The organism is Mycolicibacterium doricum (genome assembly GCF_010728155.1).
Lineage (GTDB): Bacteria > Actinomycetota > Actinomycetes > Mycobacteriales > Mycobacteriaceae > Mycobacterium > Mycobacterium doricum.
In genome coordinates this window covers 1,826,414-1,851,849 of the sequence record NZ_AP022605.1, presented here as the reverse complement: position 1 = coordinate 1,851,849, position 25,436 = coordinate 1,826,414, and the positions used below count along the sequence as shown (strand labels likewise).

Sequence of the window (25,436 nt, the reverse complement as noted above, 5' to 3'; positions counted from 1 at the left end):
TGATCAGGGGCGCAACGCGCTGCCACCCACCCATTCGTCCCAGGGCACAGACCAATCTCCGTTCTGCCACTGTTCCAGCGGTGCGCCGCCGGTATTCCGGATCTCGACAACATCGCCTGGATTGGCAAACTTGTAGTACCACTCGGCGTTCTCCGCGCTCAGATTCAAACAGCCCGCCGAAACGTTGGTGTTTCCCTGCGCCCACACGGTCGCTTCGCGCTCATGGAGGTAGATGCCGTCGGGACTGATCCGCACCGCGTGTGGGACGCTGATCTTGTACCCCGATGCCGAATCGACGGGCAATCCGTAGGTCGACGAGTCCATCAAGACGGGATTTTGTTTCTCCATCACCGTATAAACGCCAGGTTGCGTCCAGAACGCAATTGTCTTGCCGCCGACAGTCTGCGTCCCTCCTCGGCCCATCGATGTCGGCATCGTGCGGATCAAAGCGCCGTTCTCGTAAACACTGACCTGTTTGGTCGTGTCATCGGCGATGGTGACACGAGACGGCCCAATCCGGAAACTGACCTGCCTGTCCTGTTCTCCGAACAGTCCACCACCCAGATCAGTACCGTAGAGATCGGCTTTGACCGTGACCTCAGTGCCGGAAGGAAAATACTCACGCGGCCGCCAGTGCGCCTTGCGATCGTTGACCCACATCCAGGAGCCCGCCAACTGCGGCGACGTTATGACCTGGAGGCGAGATTCGGCCGCCGCCCGGTCCACGATGTCCGCGTCGAAGGTTGCCACGATCACGGTTCCGACACCGTACACACCACCCTCCGACAGCGACGCTCCGTTGGTCATGCCCAGCCGAACTCCGACCTGGGATTGCGGCGCGACAGTAGAGAACTCGGAGACAGACGTAACAGTGCGGGCGTCAGCCCCCCGGCCGGTCGCGCTGAGCGTATAGGACCGCCCGTATCCGAGCGGCTCGGCGGGCTCCCAGGCACGTCCGCCCCCCACCATTCGACCCGCGACGACCCGGCCCTGTTCGTTCTGCATCCGCACATCAGTCAGGGTGCCAACTGTCGCGGTCACCTTCACTGCGCCGACGGGGACCACATCGCTGGCGCCTGTGCGGGGAAGAATCTCGATCACGGGAGGCTCGGGCGCCGCCTGCGGCGTCTGCTCAACCTCCAGGGCACCGGGCGCAACCACCGTATTCGACAGCCGAGACTTGAGAGCACTTGTCTGCGATGCGCTCACGAGCACCGCGACAGCCGAGAACACACTCAGCGCAACTACCTTTCGGCGTCCAGCCAACACTTTCATCACAACTATCCGTCGGGTCCCACTCCTGCTATTACGTATCCACATAGTAATTGGTGGCGCGACCAGGTGCCGGTTCGGCGCGGCGAGCCAGTAAAAAGGCCGCCGCGAGCTCAGCAGCGGCTTACGTTGTACATCGGTGCCGTCGCGATCGGAGCGACTCGACGGGCGTTCCGTCGGTGGACGGGTGCACCATCATGCCGTCGCCGATGCAGATACAGCATGGGAAGCATCGCTGCAAAAGCCAGGCGCCTACTTATCGGCTCGCCGCCGCCGTCCAAAGCTTGACGGGAGCGTTGGACGGCGCTTCGCCAGCTCGGTTCGCCACACTGTGGCGGAATCCCCCGACAGAATTCCCGCCGCAGCAGTTCGTCGGGATCGGTCCCACCTCACCTGACGGCCTCCACAATCTACTATGCACCTCAGTAGGACGTATAGAAATTCCGAAAGAGGTGGTTATCAGCCTCCGAACAGAAGGTAGAGACCGGTGAACGTGTAGCCGACCATCGTCAGCATCATCGCCACTTGACCGGTGATCTGATGCTGTTGCGGCAGCATCCGCAGAGCGCGATCGTGCGCGGAGACGACCGCCACCATGTGCCCCACGACCACGCACACGACCTTGATCGTCCAGAGCACTGACGGGTGTTGAGACAGGATGTAACTGACATCATTCGGTGCCAATCCGAACAGTTGCCAACCCAGGCCAAACGGGTCAGCCAAGCGCACGACAGTTTCCTGTCCGCGTTCGACGAGGTAAGACAAGTAGTGGGCGAAAATGTAACCGACAACGATGGGAACCAACGAATGCGCCAACTGGCCGGGAAGTTCTTGGCGCTTCTGGGGATCGATGCCGCCGGTGGCTCGCGCGGCACCCCAGAAGGTCACACCAACAATGGCGACGAACACGATCAATGCCGTTGTCCTCAGCACTGTCGCACCGCCGACTTCTTCGAAGAGCGGAACCCTTTTAGCGGTGCGATCGACGAAGTTTCGGAATGCTGGAGCTTGGGAGAAACTGTCGAACGCGGTAGAGCCCAGCAGCACCGCCAGAACTGCGACGATTCCGGGACGCACTGGCAACGTCGGCAGATGATCGAGGGGATTGACGAGTTCCACTCGTCCCGATGCCGGCGAACGCCGAAAGGGTGATAGCCGCGAGACCGCCATGCTGTAGACCTCGAACGGGTCTGCCCGTGCGAACCACCGAGCACCAAAGACCCACGCACCGACCCCAATCGCCCCCGCGTAGATCAGTAACCATGTTTTGATCGCAGTCAGGGAACCTGGGTCAGGGCTTGCCAATTCAAGCCAGACGAAGGCGAAAAGCCCCAAAGCGGCCGGCCAATAACCCCATCGTTGCGGATAGGAGCGGCCCGAAGCATCGGCTCCCTTCCGTCGAGCGAGACCGCAAATGCGGTAGATGGTGCGCATCGGCGACAGCAGTCGCCAGACCGGACCAACGCAGACCGAAACGGCAACCAGCCCGACCCAGAGTAGGACGTAGAACGCGCCGGGCAGAGCGTTGTCGCTTCCGTCGGGGCCCCATATGGCGGCCGCCAGAACCCAAAGCGCGAACAACAGTGCCATAAGCGCGATGATCCAGCGTGACGTCGGAGAGTCGACGGCACGGGTGACCCAGGCAGGTAGTTCGCGGCCCGGCTTCGCCGGGTCGAAGCGCGGGCGCCTCCACGCGAGAGCAACGATCGCGAAAGTCGCAGTCAGCGCCCATGCCGCACCGATGAGGGCGAACGACAGCGGTACAGGAAGGTCAGTGGAACCGCCCACGCCGTGCGCGAGGATGCCGGCGCGCGGGGTCACGGCCGAACTTGGATGGTGACGACATTGCGGTTGAGGTCGTGGAGCTCGACATCGACTTGGCCGGGCACGTCCACAGTGAACTCGAAGGCCTGATCTGGACGCGGTTCAATGTCGAACGTGTGCTCAGGTACGGAGTGAACGTGCAGTTGGTCGGCGACGTCGCTGGTCACCTGCAGCACAATCGGCTTTCCGACGGTGGCCTGCGCTTGGCCGTTCGTCGGCGTGACCGTGCCCCCGGCGATCGAGACCTCGACAACGGTGCCGTCAGCAGCCGGTGGCGCCTGTTCGGTACGAGGCGGCTGCGTGGAGATCGTCGTGGCTGCCGTCGACGCCGCCTGGCTGGTCGACGACGTCGAATCCGTCGTCGTGGATCCGCAACCCAATAGGGCAGACAACGTCGCTGCAGCGGCGATGACGACGCCGCACCGGGCTGTCCGAGCGCTCACGGGTTCTCGTTCCTGTCGACGGCGGGACTCTGCGTGGGACCTGCGTCGCCTCCAGGCTCGCGACGTCTGTTGCGACGGGCAATGTAGAAAGCGACACCGACGATGACTAGCGCGGGCGCGAAAGCCGGAAGCGACATCCACAGCCCAACGTCAGTAGCGAGGTAGGAGCTACTCGGCAGATCGGCATCGCGACCCGCTTCACTCACCGGGACGTCGATCAACACAGTTCGGTACCGACCGTCATGACCATCAGCGACACCCCCATCGACGCCAGCCCATCCGACAGCACGCGCGTGATCCGCAGCCGCGATTCTCCGGCAATTACGCACTGTCTCCGTAATTCGTGTGGATGAACATACCGGAACCGCCGGTACCGAGTTTTCTCAGGTGAGTCGTACACCTCGCCGGGCATCGATAGGTGCCAGCCCAAACATCTCATGGAAGACGCGGTTGGCGTGTGCGCTGTCGCTGAATCCGGCAGCGTGCGCAGCGTCGGTGATAGTCCCGCCATCCCGCACCACCTCCATCGCGCGGATGAGGCGGCACCACCGCACGTACGCCGGGAACGACATTCCAACCTCGTGCGCGAAAAGCCGCCCAAGACGGTCAGCAGAGAGGTGCACTGTGCGTGCGACATCAGAGAGCTTCACCGGACCTTCGATGATTCCGGGCAGCAAGTCCACGGCAGCCTCCACACCCGGATGCAAGGCACATCGAGGTTGGCCCTCGACTCCGACCAGGTAAGCGATGACCTCGTTTGCCGCGGACGAAAGATGCTGCTGCTTACCAACATTGATATTGACGAGCTTATTTCCGAGCCGCACCCACTCTCGGACATCGTTGCGATTCGTGCTGCCGAAAAGGGCCGTGACTGCACTACCGATGACCTTGTGGGCTCCAGGTACAGCATCATTCCCTGACAGGCCTGAGCCTCGATGGAATGCTCCGCACCTGCGGGGATGATTGCGGCGGGCGCCGACAGGCCTCGCCCATCGGCGTCGACGAGGAGGGCAGCGCCATCGTCGATGGTCACGATCTGCAAGGCGGCGTGCCCGTGCGCGTGGGCAGAACCCAGCTGTCCACGGAAGATGAGCCTCCCGGGCTCGATCAGCGCATTGCCCAGCCACGTCACGAAGTATGGCGAGTGCACAATCGCCACGGGCGTGTTTCACGCCTGCCGACCCGATTCGACCGGGTTACCGCACGACCTCCTCTGAAACGGCTGTTTCGCCGCCATCGGTCTCCTTGCCGGATTGGCATCTACCGCTTGCACGGAAGGGTTCAGCCAGCTGGGCGAGGTACCGCGTCGGATAGTGAGGTTTGGCGGCCATGCCGAGGTCGTCCGAACGAAACCGGCGTTCGGAATCGAAGGAGAATGTCCGGAGGGCGTGATCCATTCCCAGGGTAAAAAGTCCGAAGTTGACGTCACCAATCCCAGCCCACTTGAGATGGTGGAAGCGGTGACCTTCGTTGAGCGCGAGTACTTTACGTAGCGGTCCGACGCGGTAGTCAGCATTGGAGTGCTGCAACAGCAATTGAACGGCAATCGCCACCGTGAGAACCTCCGCGATCGCTTTCGGCAAGCCGAGGATGAGCAGCGGCAAAATGCCGGCAGCGAGTTCCAGCGCCCCGTGCAGTGGATGCTTCATTAGACCGTTGAAGCCGTAGAAGCGTTTCACGCTGTGGTGGACAGCGTGAAGACGCCACAGCCAGCCCACCCTGTGACGGGTCTGCTGCACGATCAGGTGACAGTTTCGGTCATGCGGCCTGACTGGCGCGTGTGGTCATAATCGCTTCGAATTCGATCGGGGTCAACCGCCCGAGTCCGGCTTGGCGCCGACGGCGATGATAGGTCCGTTCGATCCAGGTCACGATCGCGATCCGCAGCTCTTCTCGTGTGCTCCAGCGGCGGCGATCGAGCACATTCTTCTGGAGCAGGGCGAAGAAGCTCTCCATGGCCGCATTGTCGCCGGCTGCACCGACGCGACCCATCGATCCGACCATCCCGTAACGGCCGAGTGCGTGCACGAATCTCCTTGACCTGAACTGAGATCCGCGATCCGAATGCAAGATGCACCCGGCTACATCACCACGGCGAGCCACCGCACTACTGAGCGCTGTGGTGGCCAGCCGGGACTTCATCCGGGAGTCGATCGAGTACCCGACGATGCGGTTGGAGAACACGTCCTTGATCGCACAGAGATAGAGCTTGCCCTCATCGGTGCGATGCTCGGTGATATCGCTGAGCCACAGCTGATTTGGACCACCAGCGGTGAAGTCGCGCTCGACAAGATCATCGTGCACCGGCGGGCTCACTTTGCCGTTCTTGCCGCGCTTCTTGCCGAACACGCTCCACAACCGATGCTGCGAGCAGATCCGCCAGCCGGTGCGCTCGGCCATCGACTCGCCGGCCTCGCGGGCCTCCTCGACCAGATAGCGGTAGCCGAACTCGGGGTCGTCCTTGTGAGCGTCGAAAAGGGCATTGGCGCGATACGCCTCGATGACCTCGGCGTCGGTAATGGGATTGGCCCGCCAGCGGTAGTACGGCTGGCGAGCGAGCTTGAGAACCCGGCACGTCACCGCGACGGGGATCCCATCGGCGGCGAGCTCACTTACGAGCGGGTAGATCCTTTTCCCGGCAGATTGGCCTGTGACAGATAGGCCGTGGCCCGGCGCAGGACCTCATTCTCCTGCTCCAACAACTTGATCCGGCGCCGCGCCTCACGCAGCTCAGCAGACTCACCAGTGCTCTTGCCGGGCTTGGTGCCCTCATCAACATCGGCTTGGCGCATCCACTTGTGCAAGGTCATCGGGTGCACACCGAAATCAGTGGCGATCTGCTCGATCGTCACACCGTCATCGCGGTTGCGAGCGACCCGCACGACATCGTCGCGGAACTCGCGGGGGTAAGGCCTGGGCACAAGGACATCCTTCCAGCTCGCCCCTGTGGGCAAGCCAACTCAGATGTCACCTATTCCTGCAGCAGACCCGACTGGCCACATGTACCGCCGTCACACCGACATCGGTTACAACTATTGCGATAAGAACCTGAAGCACGAACGGCAGCGAGTAGGGCCACAACGAGCCAAAGGAATTAAGCATCGCCAGCAAAGGCACGACGAGAACTGTCAATAGCAGCGAGGTCTCATTGATGAACGCGTGGGCGAAGTCACGGCCTCCGTCGCCGATCGGTTCGTTCCACTCTGCGCTATAGGGCAACGTCCGCTCCGCAGCGAAGGATAAGCCTACCGCGATCAGTATGAGGGCCGCCATCCAGACCTCCGCCCACGGCGCGTGCGCCAGAGCAATCGCCGCACCGTTGACACCGAACAACATCACCGGCACATAGCCGTACCGGACGAACGAAGTAACCATGCCCCCAGCGTGGGACATATTCCGGGTCTGGCGCTTGAACAGATCCGGCGACTTCACGAGGCGGGAAACGTGACGTCCGGTTGCCCCCCACTGCATTGCTTTCGCCCGCGTGACAATCCAGACGTGGTCACGCCGACCCCCGGTAGCTACGGCCAACTGGAGGCGAGTTCTTGAAACAACGGTCGCACAAGAGCAAGAGCCTCGGCGGGCGAATTGACACTGTGAGCAGCGTCCTCTTTACCGTTGTCGGGCCGGCGCCAAGGATAGCGTCGCCCGACGGATGAGCATCACATGCTTCGGCGTTGACGAATGCCTACAGCGCTCGAGGCGAGGTGTCTTGCCACCATGGACCCGCCACACACCCGGCGTACCGCTCATGGCCTCTGTGCTGATATCGCGCAGCGCGCTCGGAGTCTTCAAATCGTTGCAACACGGCCGATTGCGAACCACTGCCTACGACCGGCATCTCGCAGCCACACTGTGTCGTCAGAGCCCTGGGCCTACAACTCTGGTGGAGTGTGGACTATGTACCCAACGCCTCGATGGAGCGCGGTGCAGAGTCTTATCGGCAAGACTTCGTCGAGGTAAAACTCAGGCGCGCGGCCCAGGAGGACGCGTGCGGCGGTTCGGGCTTCTTCGCGGGAGATTACGAACACCAGCCCCCCTGCTCCCCCGCCTTCAGCGTCGCCGCGACGTCGGCCACAAGCGGACCCGCAGTACCAAAGCGCGGCCAGCCGAACCCATAGCGGGGATCGACAACGACCTTCGCGGGTGCCCATTGCCTCAGTTCAAGCTGCGTTCGAAGCGAGCGAGCCACGATCCGCCGGTCCGAGCGCTGCGTCGTCCCTGGCTCATGTCAACCCGTCACTTGTGCAGGTCGCGGGACCCGTTGAACCGCCCCGGCATATCCACATCACTCCGGACTCACCGGGGCGGTTCACGTGACTGAAAACATCGCCGGTGTGTCAATGGCCAAGTGGAAGTCTCCGCTGGTGGCCAGATAGAAGTCCCCACCCCGTGCGGTGATTTCTAGGTTGGTGGGGCGGTCTCCTTCCGGTGTTGGGCGTCCTTCATCCGGTAGGACTGGCCGTCGGTGATGACGACGGTGGCGTGATGCAGGAGCCGGTCGAGGATGCTGACCGCGGTGGTCTGCTCGGGCAGGAATCGGCCCCATTCTTGGAACGGCCAGTGCGATCCGATGGCCAGGGAGCGGCGTTCGTAGGCGCCAGCGACGAGCCGGAACAACAGCTGGGTGCCGGTGTCGTCCAGTGGGGCGAAGCCCAGTTCGTCGAGGATGATCAGATCGACCCGCAGCAGGGATTCGATGATCTTGCCGACGGTGTTGTCGGCCAGGCCGCGGTAGAGGGTTTCCACTAGGTCCGCGGCGGTGAAGTAGCGGACCTTATGTCCGGCATGGATGGCAGCGACTCCGAGGCCGATGAGGGTGTGGGACTTGCCGGTCCCGGCGGGTCCGATGATGGCCAGGTTCTGTTGTGTACGAATCCATTCCAGGCTGCAGAGGTAGTCGAACACCTTCGGCTGAATCGAGGAGGCAGCCACGTCGAACGATTCGAGTGTCTTGGCGACCGGGAAGCCGGCCGCCTTGAGCCGGTTGACCACGTTGGAGGCATCCCGCGCCGCCAACTCGGTCTCCACCAGAGTCCGCAACACCTCCTCAGGGGTCCATCGCTGGGTCTTCGCGGTGATCAGGACTTCGGGTGCGGTGCGGCGGATCGCAGCCAGTTTGAGTCGCCGCAGACCGGCGTCGAGGTCAGCGGCAAGCGGCGGAACCGATTGCGGTGCAACGGGGTTGACTGGCTTCGCTGATGTGGTGGTCATGACGTAACCCCACCGTCTACGGCCGAGGTGACGGTGTAGGCGTCCAACGATCGGGTCGGGGCGACCGGGAGGTCCAGGATCAACGCATCCCCGGCAGGGCGGGGCTGCGGGGTTCCCGCGCCGGCGGCCAGGATGGAACGCACGTCGGCGGCACGGAACCGGCGGAAGGCCACCGCACGGCGCAACGCCGCGGTGAGTGCGTCGGTGCCGTGGGCAGCGCCCAAGCCGAGTAGGACCTCCAACTCCGAGCCCAGTCGGGTGTTGCCGATCGCCGCAGCGCCAATGAGGAACGCCTCGGCCTCGGCACCCAGGGCGCAGAACTGCTGCTCGGTCGTCGTTCGGGGTCGAGGGCCCCGATGCGGTGCTGGCCGTGGCCCGTCGTAGTGCGCGTCGCGGATCGACGCGGTGCCTGGTGCGGTGAGCTCGTGCTCGGCCACGATCATCCCGGTAGCTGGCTCGAGGAGGCAGACCGCACCGTGATCGACCACGACGGCCACACTGGATCCGATCAGCCGGGTGGGCACCGAATAGCGGGCCGAGCCGTACCGAACACACGACAAGCGGTCGACCTTGCGGAGCACCGACGGCGCCCCGATCTGCAACCGCAGCGACGGTAGTGGTTGCAGCAGTTCACGTTCGACGAGCAGACGTTCCTCGGGTACGGCCTGGATCTCTGAATGCACCGCAGCGTTGACTTCGGCGCACCACGCCCTGGCCGCGGCGTTGGCCGCCCGCAGATCGACACCGCGCCCCGCGATGGCAGCCTCGGTGAGCAGCGGGACGGCCAGGTCACGTTGGGCGTAGCCGCACAAGTTCTCCACGACACCCTTGGATTCGGGATCCGAAGCGTGGCAGAAGTCCGGCGCGAAGCCGTAATGGGCGGCCAGCCGGACGTATTCGGCAGTCGGGATCACCACGTTGGCGACCACGCCACCCTTGAGGCAGGCCATCCGGTCGGCCAGCACCCGGGCCGGAACCCCACCGATCGCGGTAAAGGTTTCGGCGATCAACGCCAACGTCGTCGATGCCTTCTGGTCGGTGGCGAACGCCACGAAGCGCCACCGGGAAAAAGCCAACACCGCGCAGAACAGGAACAACCCCGGTGCCGCTTGGGCCCAGTCGATCACCAAGTATTCACCCGGTGACCACACTGCGGGGCGACGGCCGCGGTGATGCTCGTTGCGCCACAACGTCTTCGCCTCGGCTACCAGGCGGCGGAAGTTACGGGCCGACCCCTCATAACCGGCGGCCCTCGCGATCGGCAGCATCCGCTTGGCCGACATCCGACCCTGGGACTTCTCGACACGCTCGGTGACCAGATCAGTCACCGCGTCGTAGTTGTGGGCCCGTTGCGCTCGCGGCGGTGCGTTATCGCCGGCTTCGAACTTCTCCACGACGCGTTTGACGGTCTTGGGCGTAGTGCCGCAGAGGTCGGCGGCACCCCGATACGACCCGACTTGTTGATAGGCAGAAATGATGTCCATGCGGTCCTTCGCAGACTTCAATGGAACTCCCCGGTGGTGATGGTGTGTGGTTGGCACCTTCACCGTCACCATCGGGGCCCACAGTTCCTGATCGACACGACGAACACGGGGTGGGGACTTTTATCTGGCCACCAGCGGGGACCTCTACTTGGCCACCAGGGAGGACTTTGTCATGGCCACGGACACGGTGGTGAGATCCGCCCCAGCGCACCTCACAGGCCCCTGCCACGGCCCACCGACAGCCACACGCCTCCTGCCTGCAGGCGACAACTAGAGGGTAGACAGAACTTTGTCGTGGATAACGACTGCTATCCATGTTTTCGCCGACTGCACTCGGGCGCAGCGTCAACGAAGCCCCACTCCCCTATGACCGTCCATGAGGTCGTTCGCCAAGTGAAGCGATGCCACAGCCAGCCGTGCGGCGTCGGCGTCGCGGCGGGGGCAAGCGGGTGTCCGACACTCTCAGGTCTTTTCGAACTCTGTCCGGCACTCTTGTGTTTCTGTGGACAGATCGGGAGAAAGTCGTCCAGAATCGCTTGAGAGCTCCGAGGTCGGCGACATGTCCCACTCTCCAGATGATCTGGATCGGACAACAGTAATCCGGGAAGAGAGGAGAGCTGCGTGTGCCCGCGACCTTCCTGAGCTAGCCGAACATCGAGTCGCTCCTGGTGGCCGCACGTTACCAGTGGGGCTGCCCGCGACTCCGGGATGACTCGACAGGGCCGGACCCTCGTCCGGAGAGACCTGACCGTGCCGGACTCCCGTCCAGAAGAACCTGACGGTACCGGACCAGAGGGGGGCTACCCGGCCGGAATTTCGTCACAGTGACGTTCCACAGGGTGCCAGTGGGTCGCCACGTGTCTGATCATTTGAAATCAATGGATCGGCAGCGCAGAAGGATACGAGAGGATAGGTAGATGGGAGGGAAAAGTATGAACGAGCCGCACGGCGATCTGGCCGACGACGACACAGCACCGTTGCCACCGATCAGCGACGAGCCGTGGGGGCCGACGGGTGGCGAGCCGCTTCAGCCCTTCACCGACTTCTCATCCAGTTTCGCTGCACCTCCGAGTCGCGATCGGAGTCCAGCCGGCACGTCGCATCGCCGTGCGATCCGGCGTGTGATCGGCGGCGCGGCCGCGGCGATCGTGGCGGTCGGGATTGTCGGCGCCGTATGGATGCTGCGGCCGGACCCGGCCGGCAGTGAGGTCGAGGTGCCAGCCGAAGCGGCCGACAATGGCGATAGCGCAGACCTTGAGCGCCTGCGGGCGTTACTTCCTACCGGTTTCGCCGATGGGGCCTGCCGGCCGGACGCGCCGGGGCCGGACACCGCGGCCCAGATGGTCTGCGGTGCTAACACCGATGCCGGGGGGCCGGCCACAGCGCGATTCTTGCTCGCCGAGCGGGGCGTCGACCTCCAGGTGCTGTTGCGGTCCTCGCTCGCTGGGGTCGACGTGGTGACCTGCCCGGGCCGGATCCAGTCCCCCGGACCCTGGCGGCGCAACGCCACCCCCAACCAGGTCGCTGGAACGCTGATCTGCGCTACGCGCGGCGACCTAGCGACCGTCGCCTGGACAACGGACGAGAAGAACCGCGTCAACGTTGCCACCGGCGGAAAGACTGGACCCACGCTGGCGCAGCTCTACACATGGTGGTCGAGTCACTCATGAGAGCCGTGGATGTACGCACCTTTCTTCGTGACCGCGGCGCGCACCTCGCGGGCGATCAAGGTGGTGAGGCTGCCATCGAGTTCGCCACTCCCCGTGTGCATTACGAAAGCCAGGACACTTGGTCGGGCACGGTGATGTGCTGCCTGGACTGGCGCGCTGAAATCCGCCTAACGGCCCTTGACGCTTCCGGCCAGGCCCCTGACGTCGTGGCAGGTTTCGTCGACTTTCTCGTTCTGCAGCTCGGCAATCAACCGGTGGCCGATGCGCTCGAACTCTACGGCCCGGACGCCGCGGCGTTCGCGGAACTGTTCGAGGATGCATGGATGGCGTCCGATATCGACGAGCGGACGACTTCGCTGCCGGGATGCCCATCAGTGCGGTCCTGCTGGTGCTGCACGCCGGACTAGATCCCGCCCTCGCCCACCATGAGCAACTGAGGCCGTGGGCTGTCTCTCAGGTCGTCAGCACCATGCTGCCGACGACCTCGGGAGTGGTGGCGATGAGGGCCTTCCCCTCCCCTGCGGTGCGGGCGGATACCCGCCACCTGGTCGACGCGGAGCATCTCGACGCCGATTGGCCCCGGGTCGGCTGCGTCTCGATCCCAGGCCACCCGGCCTTCTTCGGCCGCGCGACCGCTTACACCTTCCTCGACGACGCCCGCGCCACGCTCGACGCTGTCCGCGAACAGACCTTCTACATCTCAGTTCCCTAGCGAACCCTGGGTAACGCTTATGGGGTGACGAAGCCCCGACACCTATCGACGGTGATGCCGAGCGCGGTGGTGTACTCAAACGGTGCCCCGCCCGGACTTCGCCACCACCACTCCCCTACCCGCTGAGCGCCTGATGAAGCCAGCTCACGTATGCCCCGATAGCCACCGCTGCTAGGCCGCCGGCAGTGCCCGAACCGATGCTCGCAACACTCGGCGTGCCGCCGACCGGCGCCCAGTGGGCAACCGAATTCAAGTGGGACGGCTTTAGGTCCATATTCCGCGCCGCAGGACCCACGACCACAGTTTTCACGCGCAACGGTGCCGACATCACTTCTCTAGGGGTCATTCTGTCCTCAACGCGGTTGTCGCTAGTCAGTGCGTTCTCTTTGCCTATAAATCAAGCGCCACACGTGTTGTGCACGGGGAGCTGCCGAGGCCGTCCACAGAAGGACTCTGGTGCCCAGGGCGCAGTTCATCCGTTGTTCGTTTGCGCCTTGTGATTCGATGACTGTCAATAACGATGTATGTCGAATCCAGAGGGTTCGGCGGTGGATGCCTGCTGCGTCACGCCGCCACTGCTGCGCGAGCCGCTCACCGAGTCGGCGGCCGTCGGGATGGCGAAGAAGTTGAAGGCGCTCGCCGATCCGGTGCGGTTGCGGCTGTTCAGTGCGATTGCCAGCCATTCCGGTGGTGAGGCGTACGTGTGCGACGTCTCTGGCGGCGTCGACGTGTCTCAGCCTACGGTGTCGCATCACCTCAAGGTGCTGCGCGACGCCGGTCTGTTGACCTCTGAGCCGGGCGTCGTGGGTGTACTACGCCGCGATTTGGAAGCGCTGCATGACATTTCAGCCCTACTCGACCTCAACATCGCGGCCTTGGCGGGGGTGACGGCATGACCGAGACGGTGCGACCTCACCGAACCACTCGGCCTGAGCCAACCCACGGTGTCCCATCACATGAAGCTGCTCGTCGACAGCGGCCTCGTCAGCCGAGACCAACGCGGCGAATGGGCCTACTACCGCGTGAATGCCGAAGCCCTGGACCGCATCGCTGCCGCAGTGTCGACCCATCCGGCGTAACGGGCCGGACCGAATAAGTGCTCGTCATTAGGCGGCAATCGAATCGTGGATCGGGGAGGACCGAGAAGGGCCAGTCGATAGGGGCCCGGTGATGCGGCGTTTCATCTGGTGGTGAGGGCCACGGCGAGGTCTTCTGGAATCGGCATGGGGGTCATCAGCCCGGCCGCAACGCGGCCGGTGTTGCCGACCGGATACCGACCGGTCATCGAGCCGGGAGCGGCGACAATCAGGCTCAGCACCTGTCCCACTGCTTCCCGGCGGTCGTGCTGGCGCAGCGCCAACACCAGCATGGCGGCGTGATTGCAGGTATGCAGCCACGGATCTGGTTGCGACACAATATGAGCCCGCTCCAGATGTCGCCACCGGGTCAACGGATCTGCGGCGGTTTTGGCGGCTGCCATCTCGCTGCGATACACCTGTCGAGCATGCGCATTGATTGAGGACATCGACGTCGCTCCTTCCCTCACGTTCCGTAAATGTGGGTTAAAGAAGGTTCGTCCGCGGCCGGGTGAGCGCGGTCGCGTCGTTGACGTCAGAATGCGTCTCGGCGGGGGCGCAGCAGTCACACCCGTGCTCGTCTTGGGCGCGACGGGTGCTGCCACTGGAAAGCTGAGCCCGGTCGCTGGCCGTAGCGCGGACGGGGTGGGCGGGGTGGGCGGCCCCAAACACGGATCAGACAGCGCCGGTGCCGGTCCGATGTTGATGGCGTGACCGGTGGAGCGCAGAGACGTCGTGGTCACGCCGGGGAGGGTGCCGATGCAGGCGGCCCGGATGACGTTGAGGAGTAGGCGGCCTCGTTGTCTTGTTTCCAAAGAATCGGGAGTAATCAAATCCTGTCTCTCTTCGATGTGGCAGCGCGACGGTCGGTGCGGAGGCGTCCCAGTCCGGGTAGGAAGCGGCCGACCTTGGCGGCGTAGTGGGCATAGGGTTCGCCGTGAAGGCGGTGTAGGTGGGGCTCTTCGATGCGACGTACTTGCGTTTCGATGCCGGCTAGGGCAAGGGCCCAACCGATGAGCGCGACGAGGTTGGGGACCATCAGGGCCAACCCGAATAACGCGACGAGTACGGCGGTGAAGATCGGGTTGCGCACCCACCGGAACGGGCCGCTGGTGACCAGTGCGGTGCGTTCACTCACGTCGACCCCGATCCGCCAGGATGCGCCCAACGCCATCTGCGCACCGAAGGCGGCCAGGATGCCTATCACCGCAAGGACCACGCCGAGCACGTGAACGGGAAAGTGCTGCAGCACGCTCAGGGGCGGTAGGCCCAGCCAGTGCGCCAGCGGGCCCCCGACACCCACGATGAGGTAGCCGATGTCGGTGGCGGTCAGTGCCGACCAGCCCAGGGAGCCGCGCGGTGACAGCGTGCGCCGGTTACCACTGTCACCGGTGCGGTGACGCTGGATGAGGGTGCGCAGCGCCCCGGCGAGCAGCATCATGACCACGAACAGGGCCAGCGCGGCGGCGGCCATCATCGCCCACCCCCCGCAGCGAGTGGCTTGGCGGCGACGCCGAGCAGGTAATCGCCCTGGATGCGGGTCCCTGACCCGAGAATGGCCAAGCCGTGCCGGCCCAACTCGTCGAGGAACTGTTCGGCGGTGAACCGGTCGTCGGTGGGGTGGTCGAACAATCTGCGGTAGGTGAGGCGGTTGAGGGCGTGTGCGGTGACCTCTTCGAAGTAGAACCGTCCACCGGGGGTGAGCACCCTGGCGGCTTCGGCCACCGCGGCGCGCCAATCCGGGATGTGATGAATGATCCCGAAGTCGAACACCGCGTCGTAGCTGTCGTCATCGGCGTTCAGCGCAGCCCGAAGGTCAGTGGCGCTGCCCTGGACCAGGGTTACCCGGTCATCGTAGGAGGCGAGCCGGGCGCGGGCCCGGTCGATCATCGCCGGGTCGAGGTCGATCGCGTCGATCCGTGTGGCGCCGAACCGCTGCAACACCAGCTGCGAGCCGTAGCCCGACCCGCAGCCGATTTCGAGGGCTCTGCTGCCCGGCAGGAGCCGACCGCCGAAGCGCAGCAGTACCGGCACCTCGTAGAACCGTTGCAGCCAGCGCCGAGGCGGCGAGTCGATCAGAGCTGTCTCCGCCCGATTCATCAACACTGCAGACCCCTTTGCACTCAGCGGACGATGGCCCCAGCTGCAGATCCATCGGGTTCCATAGGTGGCATCGCTACTCAACGATCAATGATAACGCTATCATCGTTTTGTGGCGATGAATAGGCCCGGCGCTGATCTCCGCGTTGAACCGCGCTGGGGCGGTGCGGCGCTACTGCGGCCGGGAGTGTTGGCTTTCACCGGGTCGATCGGCACCACCGATACCCACGCTCACCACGCCGTGCAGGTCATCACCGCAACAACGCCTTTCACCGTGCTCGACGAACACGGCGTGCGACACCGCGCCACGAAGGTGGTCGTGCCCGCCGACGCGGCACACCGGGTCGAGGTCGGCGCCCAAGAGGGCACGGTGGTGTTCCTGGAGCCGGAATCCGCACCGGGACGGGCCGCGCAGCTGCGTGCTGTCCAGTCGGGGTGGACTGTTGCCCCAGTGCTGACCAACACCCGTCGGCGAGCGCTGGCCGCGGTGGTCGACGAGCTGATCGCACACCTGACGCCCGCCACTGCCGAATACGGCCCGGCGGCGCGGCATCCCGCCGTCGTTGACGCGCTGCGGCTGCTGCCCGACCTGGTGGCGGCGGGCCCGGTCAGCGGCACGGAACTGGCTGCACGGGTAGGGATCTCGGCAAGCCGGTTGACGCACCTGTTCACCGAGCAGGTCGGCATTCCGCTGCGCCGCTACGTGCTGTGGTCGCGGCTGCGGATCGCGATCACCCGCGTCCAGGCCGGGGATGACCTGACCGGGGCGGCGCACGGTGCGGGGTTCGCCGACAGCGCCCACCTGACTCGCACGACCCGCGAGATGTTCGGTTTGGCGCCCTCGGTGCTGAGCCGGCACGTGTCCTGGGATCTCGACAGCACCGGTTAGCCGAATCGTTCAAGCCCTGCCGCGGCGGTGGCCGCGACGATCAAGGGTATGAGTACGACTTCCACGACATCGATGGCCACCAGCGCGGTTCGGGTGGCGGCCCGCTACGGCTACGTGCCGTTCATGCTGATCGGCCTCAACGGCGTCGCCATTGCACTAACCGCAGCCGGCGCGCCGAAGTATTGGCTGTTGCTCATTCTGGCGGTCGCGATCGCCACGGCGTTCCTGGTGGAGCGGATCATCCCGTATGACCCGAGGTGGAACCATGACCGCGCTGATGGCACCCGCGACCGCATCCACGTCGCGGTCAACGAAACCCTCATCCTGGCCAGCGTCGCAGCCATCCCGCTGCTGGCCGCGATCGTCCCCGCACCCCAGTTGTGGCCGCACAGCTGGCCATTCGTCGCCCAGGTCCTTGCCGCAATCCTGGTTGCGGACTTCGGTATCACCGTGGTGCACCTGGCCAGCCACAAGATCGGCGTGCTGTGGCGCTTCCACGCGGTGCACCACAGCATCACCCGCTTCTACGGCCTCAACGGCCTGATGAAACACCCCCTGCACCAGACCGTCGAAATGGCCGCCGGGGTCGCACCCCTGATCCTGATCGGCCTCCCGGTCGACGTCGCCTCCGCGCTGGCCCTGGCCGTCGCGATCCAGCTGCTGCTGCAGCACTCCAACGCCGACTACCGCATCGGCCCCGCCAAGTACGTCCTGGCCCTCAACGAAGGCCACCGCTTCCACCACCTCAAATGGGCCGGCATCGGCGACGTCAACTTCGGCCTGTTCACCCTGGTATGGGATCACCTGCTGCGCACCCACTCCTATGACCCCGCCCGACAATTCGACTCCAGCCAGCTCGGCATGGCCGCCAAACCCGACTACCCCACCAGCTACCTGCGCCAAATGACTTACCCGTTCACCCGTGGCGGCGGCTGCACCCTCACACCATCCCCGGCTTATGAAGGCGCAGGCGCCGGGATTCCAACCCTGGGCCCAAGTACCGCCGCTAACTAACCTTCATCGCACGAAACGATGCCGAGTTGGATGCGCGATAACCTGCGGCGGCAGGTGTTGAGCCCCTTGTCGGGCGGTGATGATGTCTGGAATGGAACCGTTCATTGCGGTGGGAACGCGAAGTGTCGCCCCACGTAGGCCGCTGTGCGTATCATATCGGCAGCGTCGTGTTGGTGACGAAGGCGTCGCGCACCCAGGAGACCAGGTCGCTCCACAAGCCGGTCACCAACGCGAACCCCACCGCGACTAGCAGGACGCCGCCGAAGATCTGAATTGTCCTGGTATTTCGGCGAAGCCACCCCATCGCGTGGACCGCCCGTGCGGACCCCAACGCCAAGAGAATGAAGGGGATGCCAAGCCCTAGACAGTACGCGGTGACGAGCACCGCGCCGCGGACGATGCTCGCGCCTTCGGTGGCGGAGGCCACCGCGATCACCCCGGTCAGTGTAGGACCTAGACACGGTGTCCACCCCAGCCCGAAGACCGCGCCGAGCAGCGGGGCCCCTGCCATCGTCGTCAGCAACCGTGGCGTGAACCTGGCCTGGCGCTGCAACCCGGGGATGAACCCCATGAACACCAAGCCCATGACGATCGTGATCACCCCGCCGACCCTCTGCAGCAAGGTTTGATTGCCGATGACCGTGGTAGTCAAGCCAAGGATTGCCACGGTCCCCATCAAGAACACGGCAGTGAAACCGGCGATGAACAACGCCGCCGCGCCGGCCACCCGCAGCCGAGCACCTCGACCCGACGCGTCGGCACCTTCCTCGTCGACCCCGACGACAGCGGCCAGGTAGGAAAGGTAACCCGGTACGAGTGGCACCACGCACGGCGACGCAAACGACACAAGCCCAGCCAGCATCGAGACGAGCAGCGCCAGCACGACATGACCCGACATTGCGATCTCGGTAAAACTGCTCATGGGTGGGCCTGCCCGTCACTCACTCACGCGCGCTACGCCGGGACACGCCAACCGCATCCCAAAGACTTGGTACTACGCATAGTAGTAGTACGGTTTTGGGAGTTCCCAAGGCCACAACGCTCGGGGGAACGGGAGCAGGACACGCTCGATTCGAGGCCGCCGTGCGCACTCTAACGTCGATGAACCCCGCGGTTCCCGTAGTTCAGCTGCGTACGTGGTGACGCGTGGCTCCCGCGCCGCCGGGCGGATGCGTCCTGTCATGTGTGGCGCCAGAGTGTCGCGGCGAATCGTTGCGCGCAGTTGAGCGAACAAAACCACCAGTCGCGGTCGTCATGACGGAGGTGGCTCGCCGCAGATCGCGGGTCCACGGCAGCTCGGCACACCGGGTCGGTGGGGTTTTGGGCGGCCGTCAGTGCCAGGGCGTACACCTGCACCGGTGTGGTGATGTTTCGTAAAAGCCTGCGGCCCAGCGGGACCGGCGATAACCCGAGCCGTGCGCAGCTATCTCGGACGGGTTCGGTCACGACCGCCTGTCCCGCACCAGCCAGCGCGGTGATGCGTGCCGTGATATTCACGTCGTGACCGAAATAGTCGCTGTCGCGGTGCACCGCGCTGCCGTGGTGGATGCCGCCGCGTAGGGCGAGGAAGCCCTCCTCGTTGGCGACGCGGTCGGCCAGTGTCAGGATGGTTGCCACCATGTGCTGCGGCTCTGCCGCGCCGAGCATGACCGCATCGCCAATCGTCTTGACAAGGGTGACACCGGGTTTCAGCGAATTCGAGGCGAGGTCGGCCAGACGGCCCGCGAGACTGGCCGCCTGTTGGTCTCCGCACATCTCGGTCAAAACGCTGAACCCGGACAGGTCGACGAACGCGAACGTCGCTTCGACGCTCGGGCCGCTCATCTGTTGGCGCCTAGGTCACGACCGGAAGGTTGGAGCCACCGCCGCGGCGCAGAATTGATCAGCGCGGTCTCCGCCATGTTCATCAACACGATCGATCCTCTCCAGAGGTGGTGGCATCGGGGGCAGCCGGTGGACTGGTTGCAGTCAGCTCGATTCAGCTGCGACGGGCCTCGGGCCGGGTATTGCGTGCCGCAAGTGACCACGGCACTGAACAAGGGCATGGTCCCGGTGGCCGGGCAGCGTCGGGGTCATGCCATGCAGGTGGTGGTTGACGGTTGAGCCGACCCGCCACCAATCAACGGACTCCTGCCGTCACCGCCGTTTGGCGATTACGGCGACCTTTACGCTATCATCGTCGTATGGCGATGACAACTACGGGTTGCGACTCGGCGCGACCGTCCCAGAATCTGTCTCCGGCGGCGGCGCTGTTTCACGGTTTGGCGGATCCGACTCGGCTGGCGATCCTGCAGCGGTTGGCTGACGGTGAAGCCCGGGTGGTGGATTTGACGGGGCTGCTTAGGATGGCGCAGTCCACCGTGTCGGCGCATTTGGCGTGCCTGCGTGACTGCGGGCTCGTCGTCGGGCGGCCCGAAGGTCGGCAGATGTTCTACTCCCTGACCCGCCCGGAACTCATCGACCTGCTCGCCTCGGCGGAGACGCTGCTGGCCGCCACCGGCAACACGGTGGCACTGTGCCCCAACTACGGCACCGGCTCCCGCACAGGCACGGCGAGCGCCACCAGGAAGGCCCGCCGATGAGCGAGGCATGCGGCTGTGGCAACGACGAACCCCGCGGGGGCGACGAGGAGGACCGTGAGCCCGAGCGGCTGTGGCAGATCAAGGAGCTGCAGTTCGCCGCCATTTCGGGGGTGTTCCTGCTGGCAGCCCTCATCGCCGGATTCCTCGACGTCGCCGAGCCGGTCGTCCGCACGCTGGAAGCGGTGGCGCTGCTGGCCGGCGCCTACACCTTCGTGCCGTCCACCCTCAAACGGCTGGCCAAGGGCAAGATCGGGGTGGGCACGCTGATGACCATCGCCGCCGTGGGTGCGGTGATCCTCGGCGAGGTGGGTGAGGCCGCCATGCTGGCCTTCCTGTTCTCGATCAGCGAGGGACTGGAGGAGTACTCGCTGGCGCGCACGCGCCGCGGCCTGCGCGCGCTGTTGTCGCTGGTGCCCGACAAGGCGACCGTCCTGCGCGACGGCACTGAAATCGTCGTCGCCCCAACTGAGTTGCGGATCGGCGACCGGATGCTGGTCAAGCCGGGTGAGCGTGTGGCGACCGACGGCATCATCGGCCACGGCCGCACCGCCCTTGATGTCTCGGCCATCACCGGCGAGTCGGTTCCGGTCGAAGCCGGCCCAGGCGATGAGGTGTTCGCCGGGTCGATTAACGGCACCGGGGTGCTCGAGGTGGAGGTCACCACCACGGCCGAGGACAACTCGTTGGCCCGCATCGTGCGCATCGTGGAGGCCGAGCAGTCCCGTAAGGGCGCCTCCCAACGGCTGGCCGACCGCATCGCCAAACCCCTGGTGCCTGCGGTCATGATCGCCGCGGCGCTGATCGCGCTGGTAGGTAGCCTGCTCGGGGACCCGGCGACGTGGATCGAGCGTGCCCTGGTGGTGCTGGTCGCCGCCTCACCGTGCGCGCTGGCGATCTCCGTGCCTGTCACGGTGGTGGCGGCCATCGGCGCCGCCAGCAAGCTCGGCGCTCTGGTCAAGGGCGGCGCGGCACTGGAAGGGCTGGGCCGGATACGCGGCGTCGCCCTGGACAAGACCGGCACGCTCACCGCGAACCGGCCCGCCGTCATCGACGTGGCAACCACCGGTGGCGCCACCCGCGAGCAGGTGCTCGCTGTGGCGGCGGCCCTGGAGGCGCGCAGCGAGCACCCGCTGGCCGCGGCGATCCTGGCCGCCGTCGATGACGTCATCGCTGCCACCGGCGTAGAGGCGGTGACCGGTGCCGGGCTCACCGGGCGCCGCGAGGGGCGGACCATCCGCTTGGGTCGCCCCGGCTGGCTCGATGCCGGCCCGCTCGCCGATGAGGTAGCGCGGATGCAGCAGGCGGGCGCCACCGCGGTCCTCGTCGAAGACGACGGCCAGGTGATCGGTGCGATCGCGGTGCGCGACGAACTGCGCCCCGAGGCCGCCGAGGTGGTCGCCCAACTGCGCCGCGACGGCTATCACGTGGCGATGCTCACCGGCGACAACCACGCCACCGCCGCCGCGTTGGCCCGCGATGTCGGGATCGAGGACGTGCACGCCGAGCTGCGCCCCGAAGACAAGGCGCGACTGATCGAGCAGCTGCGGGCCCAGCGCCCCACCGCGATGGTCGGCGATGGCGTCAACGACGCTCCCGCGCTGGCCACCGCCGACCTCGGCATCGCGATGGGCGCGATGGGCACCGACGTGGCCATCGAAACCGCCGACGTGGCGTTGATGGGCGAGGACCTGCGCCACCTGCCCCAGGCGTTCAGCCATGCGCGCCGGGCGCGGCGGATCATGCTGCAAAACGTCGGCCTGTCCCTGGGTCTGATCATCGCGTTGATGCCGCTGGCCTTGTTCGGCGTGCTGGGCCTGGCCGCCGTCGTGCTGGTCCACGAACTCGCCGAAATCGTGGTCATCGCCAACGGTGTGCGCGCCGGGCGCGCCACACCGTTGGTCACCGCGCCGGTGGCACGGCCAGCCAATCAAACTCGCGCGGCGGCGGTGCCGTCGTGACCGCCGGCCGCACCGATGCCGGGGCCAGGGTGATTCGGGCGCGGATCACCCTGACCGCCTCGGCGGTCATCGTCGCGGGACTCGATCTGGGACTGAAGGCGTGGGCTGCCGACGCGTTGAACGACGGCAGCTCAACAGATCTCGGTCTGCTCAACCTGCGGCTGGCGTTCAACCCCGGGGTGGCATTCAGTCTCGGCGACACCCTGCCCCCCGCGGTCCTGCTCAGCGTCACCGGCGTGATCGTGGTCGCACTCGCGGTGTTCGCCTTCCGCGTCACGCGCACCGCCGCGCTGCCCGTCGTGCTCGCACTGGCCGCGATGCTGGGTGGCGCGGTGGCCAACCTGGGTGACCGCGCCGCTGACGGGCTGGTCACCGACTACCTGCACACGGGCTGGTTTCCCACCTTCAACCTCGCTGACGTCTTCGTCGTCACAGGCGCCGCCGTCCTCGTTCTGGCTAGTTGGCGCGCCAGCGACACCGCAGACACCGGGGCCAGCGCATGATCCAGTCGTCGATTCTGCCCGCGATCGGCCTGTTCATCGTCACCAACATCGACGACATCATCGTGCTGTCGCTGTTCTTCGCCCGCGGTGCAGGGCAACGCGGGACGACGGCCCGGATCACCGCAGGCCAATACCTGGGGTTTGCGGGGATCCTGGGCGCGGCCGTGCTCGTGACGTTGGGCGCGGGAGCATTTCTTCCCCCGCAGATCATTCCGTACTTCGGGCTCATACCCCTGGCCCTGGGACTGTGGGCGGCATGGGAAGCCTGGCGTGGAAACAACGACGACGATGATGACGACGACGACGCACGAGTCGCAGGTAAGAACGTCGGCGTCTGGACCGTCGCGGCAGTCACCTTTGCCAACGGCGGGGACAACATCGGCGTCTACGTCCCCGTCTTCCTTAGCGTGGGGCCCGCGGCCGTGGTGGCCTACTGCGTCGTCTTCCTCGTGCTCGTCGCGGTCCTCGTCGTCGCCGCCAAATTCGTCGCCACCCGCCGGCCGATCGCCGAGGTCCTCGAACGCTGGGAACACGTGCTGTTCCCGATCGTCCTGATCGCCCTCGGCGTCTTCATCCTGGTCAGCGGCCTCGCCTTCTAGCAGCTGGCCAGCGACCCCCGCCCGCACACCAGCTGAACGCCAAACTACTTGTAATGAAGGAGGTTTCATGCGTAGCGCGAAGCAATCTCTCGCCGTCGTGGCAGCCCTTGTCATCGCGGCAGCCCAGGTCACCGGCTGCACCACGGGCGAGGATGCCGTCGCGCAAGGCGGTACGTTCGACTTCGTCTCCCCCGGCGGCAAGACCGCGATCTTCTACGACCCTCCCTCGACACGGGGCACGATCGGCGATCTCAGCGGCCCCGACTTGTTCACCGACGAACCGATCCGGCTGTCGGATTTCACCGGGAAGGTGGTCCTGATCAACGTGTGGGGCTCTTGGTGTGCGCCATGCCGCACCGAGACCCCGGAGCTGGAGACGGTCTACGCCGAATACCGCGACCGCGGTGTGCAGTTCCTCGGTATCGACGTCCGCGACAACAGAGATACTGCACGCGATTTCGTCACCGACCGCAACGTGCAATATCCCTCCATCTTCGACCCAGCGATGCGCAGCCTCATCACCCTGGGACGCACCTATCCGACCAGCGTGGTGCCCACCACGATGGTCCTCGACCGCCGCCACAGAGTGGCCGCGGTGTACCTCATGGCACTCCTAGCCGAGGACCTGCGGCCACTACTAGATCGGCTGACCACCGAGCGCTAACAACTCGCAGGACGGCAGCCCTGTGGCACAGGCTTATCCACGTTCCGTATATACCCCTTCCGGTATACCCGTCGAGGGCAATGTTTTCTTGTTGTTTCGGGCTTGGCTCGGTCTCCGCGATGGCCACTTATATACCCCCTAGGGTATAGTGAAGGGCTGACGAAAGGAGTCGGCGATGGTCGGCGATGAGGAAAGTATTGCGGTGGTGCTCAACCGGCTGCGACGCGCGCACGGGCAGCTGGCGGGGGTCATCTCGATGATCGAGCAGAGCCGCGATTGCAAGGACGTGGTCATCCAGCTGGCGGCGGTGTCGCGCGCGTTGGACAAGGCCGGATTCAAGATCGTGGCGACGGGTCTGCGCCAATGCCTCACCGAACAGGAACGTGGTGCGGCCCCGCTGATGACCGAGGCCGAACTCGAGAAGCTGTTCTTGGCGTTGGCCTGACGATTGCGATGCGCACCGTCGATGAGTTCACGTTCGCCCAATCCGGCGGCCTGTCGCCGGCAACTGTCGTTGAGGCGCTTAACTGGCCGATTCCGCGGGCGGGGTTCGGGTGAGCGTTCTCATCGCTCTGGCGCTGGGCGTGGTGATCGGGGCGCTTCTTGGCGTGCTCGGCGGTGGCGGATCCATCCTGGCTGTTCCCGCGTTGGTCTATGGGCTTGGACTAGGGATCGAGCAGGCCATTCCGATGTCGCTGATCGTGATCGCGGTGGCCGCAGCTGTCGGGGCGCTGCCCAAGGTGCGCGCCGGGCGGGTGCAGTGGCGGCTGGCTGGCATCGTCGCCGCGGCCGGCATCCCCGCCACGCTGATCGGCAGCGCGATCGGTGAACACTTGCCACAGCCGGTGCTCATGATTGGCTTTGCGGTGCTGATGGTCGTCGCCGGAGCGCGGATGCTGGCCGATTCGGCGAGCACCGGGACCGCTTGCACCGTGGGTGATTCGGGCATCAACTGGCGGCGCTGCGCATCGCTGTCGATCCCCGTCGGCTTTCTGGTCGGTTTGCTCACCGGGTTGTTCGGCGTCGGTGGCGGCTTCGTCATCATCCCCGCCCTGGTGCTGCTTCTCGGTGTGCAGATGCCGATCGCGATCGGCACCTCGCTGCTGATCATCGTCGCCAACTCTGCGGCCGGAGTGCTGTCTCATCTCGATGGGGCCGACATCGATTGGTCGATCACTGGCGCCTTCGTGGCCACGGCGATCGGCGCATCGCTCATCGCTGGGCACTACGGCACCAGAATGAACACTGCCCGGCTGACGCGCTGGTTCGCCGTCCTCGTGTTCGCCGTCGCGACCTACGTCCTACTGGACACCATCGTGATTCGTTGACGCCGGGCATCCGTGTCGTCGACTTCCCGAGCCGTCGTCCCAGCGCGATTACCCAAATACCCTCCCCAGGGTATCCCGGATATCAACACACATGTGTAAGGAGA

23 protein-coding genes and 5 pseudogenes are annotated in these 25,436 nt (G+C 65.2%); 14 read left to right on the top strand and 14 right to left on the bottom strand.

Features of this window, described 5'->3' with window-relative positions; translation table 11 throughout:
- Window positions 1-3 precede the first annotated feature (3 nt).
- The 9 genes and pseudogenes from G6N07_RS09200 to istA all read right to left on the bottom strand — a co-directional run bounded on the left by G6N07_RS09200 (window position 4) and on the right by istA (window position 10,258).
- The gene (locus G6N07_RS09200) at window positions 4-1,320 is read right to left on the bottom strand and encodes a L,D-transpeptidase (protein WP_064872582.1); all 1,317 of its coding nucleotides are present in this window, start codon (window positions 1,318-1,320) and stop codon (window positions 4-6) included.
- A 411-nt stretch (window positions 1,321-1,731) separates the two neighbouring features.
- Complete coding sequence (locus tag G6N07_RS09195) at window positions 1,732-3,093, bottom strand: hypothetical protein (protein ID WP_064872580.1); 1,362 nt, start codon at window positions 3,091-3,093, stop codon at window positions 1,732-1,734.
- Entirely contained in the window at window positions 3,090-3,539 is a 450-nt protein-coding gene (locus G6N07_RS09190) for a hypothetical protein (RefSeq protein WP_064872578.1), read from the bottom strand. Before G6N07_RS09190 ends, G6N07_RS09195 begins: the two co-directional genes overlap by 4 nt.
- 383 nt (window positions 3,540-3,922) lie before the next feature.
- Window positions 3,923-4,671: pseudogene (locus G6N07_RS09185) on the bottom strand (helix-turn-helix transcriptional regulator).
- 64 nt (window positions 4,672-4,735) lie between these two features.
- Window positions 4,736-5,257, bottom strand: a pseudogene (locus tag G6N07_RS09180) (sterol desaturase family protein); the annotation flags it as partial.
- 40 nt (window positions 5,258-5,297) lie between these two features.
- A protein-coding gene (locus G6N07_RS09175; RefSeq protein ID WP_099050153.1) for an IS3 family transposase occupies window positions 5,298-6,460 on the bottom strand; the annotation gives its coding sequence in 2 pieces (ribosomal slippage) (window positions 5,298-6,173 and window positions 6,176-6,460; 1,161 coding nt in all).
- 70 nt (window positions 6,461-6,530) lie between these two features.
- Window positions 6,531-6,914, bottom strand: a pseudogene (locus tag G6N07_RS09170) (sterol desaturase family protein); the annotation flags it as partial.
- Between the two features lie 1,029 nt (window positions 6,915-7,943).
- Window positions 7,944-8,753 carry an IS21-like element helper ATPase IstB gene (gene istB, locus G6N07_RS09165; protein ID WP_064873573.1) on the bottom strand — a complete coding sequence of 270 codons (810 nt, stop codon included), beginning with the start codon at window positions 8,751-8,753 and terminating at the stop codon, window positions 7,944-7,946.
- On the bottom strand, window positions 8,750-10,258 hold the full coding sequence (gene istA, locus G6N07_RS09160; RefSeq protein ID WP_082947906.1) for an IS21 family transposase: 1,509 nt from the start codon (window positions 10,256-10,258) through the stop codon (window positions 8,750-8,752). Before istA ends, istB begins: the two co-directional genes overlap by 4 nt.
- Window positions 10,259-11,358: 1,100 nt before the next feature.
- On the opposite strand from istA, the gene G6N07_RS09155 reads away from it, so the two are divergent.
- From G6N07_RS09155 to G6N07_RS09135, 5 genes and pseudogenes are all read left to right on the top strand, one after another.
- Window positions 11,359-11,907, top strand: coding sequence for a hypothetical protein (locus G6N07_RS09155; protein WP_082947868.1), 549 nt, complete (start codon window positions 11,359-11,361; stop codon window positions 11,905-11,907).
- Complete coding sequence (locus tag G6N07_RS09150) at window positions 11,904-12,314, top strand: hypothetical protein (protein WP_064872480.1); 411 nt, start codon at window positions 11,904-11,906, stop codon at window positions 12,312-12,314. Before G6N07_RS09155 ends, G6N07_RS09150 begins: the two co-directional genes overlap by 4 nt.
- Window positions 12,272-12,619: a hypothetical protein gene (locus tag G6N07_RS09145; RefSeq protein WP_064872482.1), complete on the top strand. Its 348-nt coding sequence runs from the start codon at window positions 12,272-12,274 to the stop codon at window positions 12,617-12,619. Before G6N07_RS09150 ends, G6N07_RS09145 begins: the two co-directional genes overlap by 43 nt.
- Before the next feature lie 524 nt (window positions 12,620-13,143).
- A pseudogene (locus G6N07_RS09140) lies at window positions 13,144-13,515 on the top strand (ArsR/SmtB family transcription factor).
- A 9-nt stretch (window positions 13,516-13,524) separates the two neighbouring features.
- Window positions 13,525-13,698, top strand: a pseudogene (locus G6N07_RS09135) (ArsR/SmtB family transcription factor); the annotation flags it as partial.
- Window positions 13,699-13,799: 101 nt separating this feature from the next.
- Here G6N07_RS09135 and G6N07_RS09130 read toward each other — a convergent pair.
- The 3 genes from G6N07_RS09130 to G6N07_RS09120 form a co-directional block, all read right to left on the bottom strand.
- The gene (locus tag G6N07_RS09130) at window positions 13,800-14,144 is read right to left on the bottom strand and encodes a DUF3703 domain-containing protein (RefSeq protein ID WP_064872485.1); all 345 of its coding nucleotides are present in this window, start codon (window positions 14,142-14,144) and stop codon (window positions 13,800-13,802) included.
- 380 nt (window positions 14,145-14,524) lie between these two features.
- Window positions 14,525-15,172, bottom strand: coding sequence for a methyltransferase family protein (locus G6N07_RS09125; RefSeq protein ID WP_179959967.1), 648 nt, complete (start codon window positions 15,170-15,172; stop codon window positions 14,525-14,527).
- Window positions 15,169-15,795, bottom strand: a complete 627-nt coding sequence (locus G6N07_RS09120) for a class I SAM-dependent methyltransferase (protein WP_064872487.1) — start codon at window positions 15,793-15,795, stop codon at window positions 15,169-15,171. Before G6N07_RS09120 ends, G6N07_RS09125 begins: the two co-directional genes overlap by 4 nt.
- Window positions 15,796-15,913: 118 nt before the next feature.
- On the opposite strand from G6N07_RS09120, the gene G6N07_RS09115 reads away from it, so the two are divergent.
- Together G6N07_RS09115 and G6N07_RS09110 are read left to right on the top strand one after the other, a co-directional pair.
- The gene (locus G6N07_RS09115) at window positions 15,914-16,684 is read left to right on the top strand and encodes a helix-turn-helix domain-containing protein (RefSeq protein WP_064872489.1); all 771 of its coding nucleotides are present in this window, start codon (window positions 15,914-15,916) and stop codon (window positions 16,682-16,684) included.
- Window positions 16,685-16,732: 48 nt separating this feature from the next.
- On the top strand, window positions 16,733-17,698 hold the full coding sequence (locus G6N07_RS09110) for a sterol desaturase family protein (protein WP_064872508.1): 966 nt from the start codon (window positions 16,733-16,735) through the stop codon (window positions 17,696-17,698).
- Window positions 17,699-17,849: 151 nt separating this feature from the next.
- On the opposite strand, the gene G6N07_RS09105 is transcribed toward G6N07_RS09110, so the two are convergent.
- Window positions 17,850-18,620 carry a cytochrome c biogenesis CcdA family protein gene (locus tag G6N07_RS09105; RefSeq protein WP_064872491.1) on the bottom strand — a complete coding sequence of 257 codons (771 nt, stop codon included), beginning with the start codon at window positions 18,618-18,620 and terminating at the stop codon, window positions 17,850-17,852.
- Window positions 18,621-18,877: 257 nt separating this feature from the next.
- On the bottom strand, window positions 18,878-19,522 hold the full coding sequence (locus G6N07_RS09100) for an adenylate/guanylate cyclase domain-containing protein (protein ID WP_064872493.1): 645 nt from the start codon (window positions 19,520-19,522) through the stop codon (window positions 18,878-18,880).
- A gap of 359 nt (window positions 19,523-19,881) precedes the next feature.
- Between G6N07_RS09100 and G6N07_RS09095 the strand changes: the two genes are divergently transcribed.
- The 7 genes from G6N07_RS09095 (at window position 19,882) to G6N07_RS09065 (ending at window position 25,332) form a co-directional block, all read left to right on the top strand.
- A complete protein-coding gene (locus G6N07_RS09095) occupies window positions 19,882-20,280 on the top strand; it encodes an ArsR/SmtB family transcription factor (protein WP_064872497.1) in 399 nt (132 codons plus the stop codon).
- A complete protein-coding gene (locus G6N07_RS09090) occupies window positions 20,277-22,238 on the top strand; it encodes a heavy metal translocating P-type ATPase (RefSeq protein WP_064872499.1) in 1,962 nt (653 codons plus the stop codon). Before G6N07_RS09095 ends, G6N07_RS09090 begins: the two co-directional genes overlap by 4 nt.
- Complete coding sequence (gene lspA, locus G6N07_RS09085; RefSeq protein WP_163784162.1) at window positions 22,235-22,741, top strand: signal peptidase II; 507 nt, start codon at window positions 22,235-22,237, stop codon at window positions 22,739-22,741. Before G6N07_RS09090 ends, lspA begins: the two co-directional genes overlap by 4 nt.
- Window positions 22,738-23,340: a cadmium resistance transporter gene (locus G6N07_RS09080; protein WP_163784160.1), complete on the top strand. Its 603-nt coding sequence runs from the start codon at window positions 22,738-22,740 to the stop codon at window positions 23,338-23,340. Before lspA ends, G6N07_RS09080 begins: the two co-directional genes overlap by 4 nt.
- Window positions 23,341-23,407: 67 nt before the next feature.
- The gene (locus tag G6N07_RS09075) at window positions 23,408-24,004 is read left to right on the top strand and encodes a TlpA family protein disulfide reductase (protein WP_064871834.1); all 597 of its coding nucleotides are present in this window, start codon (window positions 23,408-23,410) and stop codon (window positions 24,002-24,004) included.
- Window positions 24,005-24,179: 175 nt separating this feature from the next.
- Window positions 24,180-24,449, top strand: a complete 270-nt coding sequence (locus tag G6N07_RS09070; protein WP_064871837.1) for a metal-sensitive transcriptional regulator — start codon at window positions 24,180-24,182, stop codon at window positions 24,447-24,449.
- Between the two features lie 109 nt (window positions 24,450-24,558).
- Entirely contained in the window at window positions 24,559-25,332 is a 774-nt protein-coding gene (locus tag G6N07_RS09065) for a sulfite exporter TauE/SafE family protein (protein ID WP_064871839.1), read from the top strand.
- Window positions 25,333-25,436 lie beyond the last annotated feature (104 nt).

Bases quoted from the DNA above. Each gene is read 5' to 3' on its own strand.
- G6N07_RS09200 (WP_064872582.1), bottom strand. From the start codon at position 1,320: ATGTGGATACGTAATAGCAGGAGTGGGACCCGACGGATAGTTGTGATG.
- istB (WP_064873573.1), bottom strand. From the start codon at position 8,753: ATGACCACCACATCAGCGAAGCCAGTCAACCCCGTTGCACCGCAATCG.
- G6N07_RS09150 (WP_064872480.1), top strand. From the start codon at position 11,904: ATGAGAGCCGTGGATGTACGCACCTTTCTTCGTGACCGCGGCGCGCAC.
- G6N07_RS09145 (WP_064872482.1), top strand. From the start codon at position 12,272: ATGCCCATCAGTGCGGTCCTGCTGGTGCTGCACGCCGGACTAGATCCC.
- G6N07_RS09130 (WP_064872485.1), bottom strand. From the start codon at position 14,144: ATGTCCTCAATCAATGCGCATGCTCGACAGGTGTATCGCAGCGAGATG.
- G6N07_RS09125 (WP_179959967.1), bottom strand. From the start codon at position 15,172: ATGATGGCCGCCGCCGCGCTGGCCCTGTTCGTGGTCATGATGCTGCTC.
- G6N07_RS09120 (WP_064872487.1), bottom strand. From the start codon at position 15,795: ATGAATCGGGCGGAGACAGCTCTGATCGACTCGCCGCCTCGGCGCTGG.
- G6N07_RS09115 (WP_064872489.1), top strand. From the start codon at position 15,914: ATGAATAGGCCCGGCGCTGATCTCCGCGTTGAACCGCGCTGGGGCGGT.
- G6N07_RS09110 (WP_064872508.1), top strand. From the start codon at position 16,733: ATGAGTACGACTTCCACGACATCGATGGCCACCAGCGCGGTTCGGGTG.
- G6N07_RS09105 (WP_064872491.1), bottom strand. From the start codon at position 18,620: ATGAGCAGTTTTACCGAGATCGCAATGTCGGGTCATGTCGTGCTGGCG.
- G6N07_RS09100 (WP_064872493.1), bottom strand. From the start codon at position 19,522: ATGAGCGGCCCGAGCGTCGAAGCGACGTTCGCGTTCGTCGACCTGTCC.
- G6N07_RS09095 (WP_064872497.1), top strand. From the start codon at position 19,882: ATGGCGATGACAACTACGGGTTGCGACTCGGCGCGACCGTCCCAGAAT.
- G6N07_RS09090 (WP_064872499.1), top strand. From the start codon at position 20,277: ATGAGCGAGGCATGCGGCTGTGGCAACGACGAACCCCGCGGGGGCGAC.
- G6N07_RS09080 (WP_163784160.1), top strand. From the start codon at position 22,738: ATGATCCAGTCGTCGATTCTGCCCGCGATCGGCCTGTTCATCGTCACC.
- G6N07_RS09075 (WP_064871834.1), top strand. From the start codon at position 23,408: ATGCGTAGCGCGAAGCAATCTCTCGCCGTCGTGGCAGCCCTTGTCATC.
- G6N07_RS09070 (WP_064871837.1), top strand. From the start codon at position 24,180: ATGGTCGGCGATGAGGAAAGTATTGCGGTGGTGCTCAACCGGCTGCGA.